Source organism: Synechococcus sp. B60.1, assembly GCF_047462555.1.
GTDB lineage: Bacteria > Cyanobacteriota > Cyanobacteriia > Thermostichales > Thermostichaceae > Thermostichus.
This window is the reverse complement of the sequence record NZ_JANSJN010000077.1, coordinates 1-3,605: the sequence shown is the minus strand read 5'-3', so window position 1 is coordinate 3,605 and position 3,605 is coordinate 1. Positions and strand designations below refer to the sequence as shown.

At 63.8% G+C, this 3,605-nt stretch carries 3 protein-coding genes; all 3 read left to right on the top strand.

Going from position 1 to position 3,605, the window contains the following annotated elements:
- The first annotated feature begins 64 nt into the window (after positions 1–64).
- Positions 65–1,501, top strand: coding sequence for a sugar transferase (locus tag NW863_RS09390; protein WP_414365940.1), 1,437 nt, complete (start codon positions 65–67; stop codon positions 1,499–1,501).
- A 9-nt stretch (positions 1,502–1,510) separates the two neighbouring features.
- Positions 1,511–2,287, top strand: coding sequence for a phosphoribosylaminoimidazolesuccinocarboxamide synthase (purC, locus tag NW863_RS09385; protein WP_414365939.1), 777 nt, complete (start codon positions 1,511–1,513; stop codon positions 2,285–2,287).
- Positions 2,288–2,294: 7 nt separating this feature from the next.
- A partial coding sequence (locus NW863_RS09380; protein WP_414365938.1) for a DUF2157 domain-containing protein occupies positions 2,295–3,605 on the top strand: 1,311 nt, incomplete at its 3' end.

Sequence of the window (3,605 nt, the reverse complement as noted above, 5' to 3'; positions counted from 1 at the left end):
GCCTCAAATGGATAGCCTTTTCTGTAGGATTGTTTCCAGTCTTAACTGCTGGAGGAGATAGCTCTTGGCCAATCGCGCTGGCGGGACGGGTTTCTTTCGCGGCTACACCCTGAGCTTGGATCCGCATCGCCTGTGGGTGCCCTTGGCTTGTTTGGGGGATGGGCTCTGTATTTGGCTGGCCTTCGGGGCGGCTTATTGGCTGCGCAGCTTGCGCCCCCACCAGCTTTTGCCCTGGGATGTTTATGCTGGCCTGGGGTTGTTGACAGTCCTTAGCTATTGGGGCGTTCAGGCTGGCTTGGGAGGATACGGCGAATCGAAGCGCTTATCTCGCTTTGAGGAATGGGCCAGTTTGCTGCTGGGGCTGGGGGTGACCTTTGGCTTGGTGTTGGCGGGGGCCTTTTTCGTGCGCTCCGTCTCGCTGTCGCGCTTGGTGGTGGGCTATGCCGGCCTGCTGGCCCTGCTCAGCTTGACGGGGATGCGGGCAGTGCTGCGGCTGGGCATGGGCTGGCTGTATGCCCACGGCCAGGGGCGGCGACGGGTGATCTGGGTGGGATCCGGCCTGCTCTTGGCTGAGGTGCTGGAGCGACTGGAGCGCTGCCCAGCCTTGGGGTTTGAGATCAGGGCTTGGGCCGTGGCCGGGGATCCCTCGGCACCGGAACCAGAGCCTTTGCAGAAGCTGGAGCGGCTGGAGCCCAGCCACCTGGTGGCCTATGTGCAGGCTCACCCCGAGATCGAAGAGGTGTGGTTTGGGCAGCCGGAGCTGGCCAACGCACCTCTGTTGCTCAGCTTGCAGGCCCTGTCGGTGCAGGTGCGGCTGGTGCCAGATATCCTCGGTTTTTTGACGGTGAACTTCAGCCTCCAGTCCCTGGACGGGATCCCGCTGCTGACGCTGCGCCAGCCCCCTCTGCGCTACGCCCACAACCGTTTCCTCAAGCGAGCGGTAGACATCCTGGGGGCCTCCCTGGGCCTGGTGTTGCTCAGCCCCTTATTTTTGGTCATTGCTCTGCTGGTGGCCTGCAGCAGCCCCGGCCCCATCTTGTATTGGCAGGAGCGGGTGAGCTTGGATGGGCGCCGCTTTTGGATTGCCAAGTTCCGCACCATGCGGGTGGATGCCGAGGCACCCGGCCAGCCGGGCTGGACGCGCCCCGGGGATCCGCGCCGAACCAAGATAGGAGCCTTTTTGCGCCGCACCAACCTGGACGAGCTGCCCCAGCTTTGGAACGTCTTGAAGGGGGAAATGAGCCTGGTGGGCCCCCGCCCGGAGCGGCCCTACTTCGTGGAGCAATTTAGCCAGGAGATCCCCAAGTATCCGGATCGGCATTTGGTGAAAAGTGGCCTCACCGGCTGGGCTCAGATCCACGGCCTGCGGGGAGACACCAGCATTGCCCGCCGCACCCAGTATGATCTCTACTATGTGCAAAACTGGTCTCTGTGGCTGGATCTGCGCATCCTCGCCATTACCCTTTGGCAAGGGATCCGCGGACGGCTGACCGGCTATTAGGGGTTGCCCATGCCATCCTCACCCACGTCCCCAGAGCTCCTCTACGAGGGCAAGGCCAAGCGGGTCTACCGCACCGCCGATCCCCAGGTTTACCTCTGCCAATACAAAGACGACGCCACGGCCTTCAACGCCCAAAAGCGGGGATCCATCGCCGGCAAGGGGGAGGTCAACTGCACCGTCTCCAGCCGGGTGTTTGCCTACCTGGCGCAGCAGGGCATCCGCAACCACTTTTTGGCCCAGACCGGCCCTCGAGAGATGCAGGTGCGCGCCCTGCGGATCCTGCCCTTGGAAGTGGTGGTGCGCAACCGCACGGCCGGCAGCCTCTGCCGGCGCCTAGGCCTGGAGCAGGGCCTGCCCATCGAGCCGCCGCTGGTGGAGTTTTACTACAAAAACGACGCCTTGGGGGATCCCTTGGTAACCCCCGACCACATCCGCCTGTTGCACCTGGCCACGCCAGAGCAAGTGGAGAAGCTGGGATCCCTGGCCTTGGCGGTCAACACTCACCTTCGCCACTTCTGGCGGCGCTGCCGGCTGGAGCTGGTGGACTTTAAGCTGGAGTTTGGCCTGGACGAGGAAGGGGAGATCTGGCTGGCGGACGAGATCAGCCCCGACACCTGCCGCCTGTGGGATCTAGAAGGGACTGAGCCGCGGGTGCTGGATAAAGACCTCTTTCGCTTTGATCTCGGCGATCCGGCAGCCGGCTACCAAGAGGTGCTGCAGCGAGTGCTCCAGGCTACTGATCCCAATCTCCCCTCTCCTGCAGCGCGGGAGAGGGGCAGGGGGTGAGGGTGCCATGACTTCTCCCCGTCCCTCTGGCCCCGACGACCGCTTCCGCCGCCAACTGGCCGACCTGTTGGACACCTGGGTGGAGCAGGGGCTGATTCAGCCGGCGCAGCGGGATCGCCTGTGGGAGTACTACCAACTCGATAGCTTGCCGCGAACAGCTGCTAGCCGCTTTACCCTGGTGCTGCTGCTGTTGGGCGCCGTGCTGGTGGGCTTGGGGGTGATCTCCTTCGTGGCCGCCAACTGGGATGCCATTCCCCGCTCGGTCAGAGCCCTGGGATCCCTGGCCCTCATGGTGGGACTGCAGGTGGCCGGCTTGCGACTTTGGCAGCAGGGATCCCCGCGCTTGGGCAGCGCCCTATTGATTGCCGGGGAGCTGGCCCTGGGAGCCGCCATTATTCTGATGGCCCAGTGGTTTCAAATAGGGGGATCCCCCGCGGGCTTGTTCTTGGGCTGGGGGCTGGGCAGCTTGGCCGTGGCCTACAGCTTGGTTCACACCCCCAGTGGCGTCCTGGCCTGTCTCTTATTCGCCCTGGCCGGGATGACTGACCTGTGGCAGAGGGGGATCCGCTCGGCTCTGGATCCCCTCTACCCCTGGCTGGCCCTGGCCCTACTGCTGCCCCTTGCCTATGGGTGCCGCTCCCGCTGGATCTTTGCCCTGGCTTTGGTGGACTTCGGCCTGGCGCTACAAAGGTCGGCAGAGGTCTGGGACAGCTCTGGAGAAGGCTTGACCCTCTGGCTGCTGCTTGGCCTTGCCGTTGTCTGGGGGCTGGGCTTTTGGCACCAACGCCATGGTTACCGGCTAAGCCGGATTTTGACCGGAGAAAATGGGCAGGATGGCGAGCAGGAGCAAGTCTTGGATCTGATCCCGACGGCGGAGGGCCTGGCTTTGCTGGGGCTGGGTTTCTTGCTCTACGTCTGGAGCTTCCGTGACCCCTGGGACTGGGATCCCGACCCCTCACCTCTGTTCCAGGCTGTGGATCCCTGGGCAAGCTTGTCGGCGGCAGGGTTGCTGCTGCTGGCCGGCTGGGGCTGGTGGCAGGGGTGGCAGGCCAAGAGATCCCAGCCCATTTCCGTCTGGCTCAAGGATGCCGTCGTTTTCCTCTCCCTGATTACCCTGGCCCTTTTGCTGGTGACTAGGAACTTGACCTCAAGAGTGGCCCTGGCCTTCTTGGCCCCCTGGATCCTGACCCTGCTGCTGGTGGGATTGTCGGCGATCCTCTGCTGGGAAGGGCTGCAGCAGGGGCTGCGGGGGCGCTTCTGGCAAGGGCTATTGGGCTTGACCTTGGTGGTGCTGACCCGCTTTTTCGAGTACGAGACC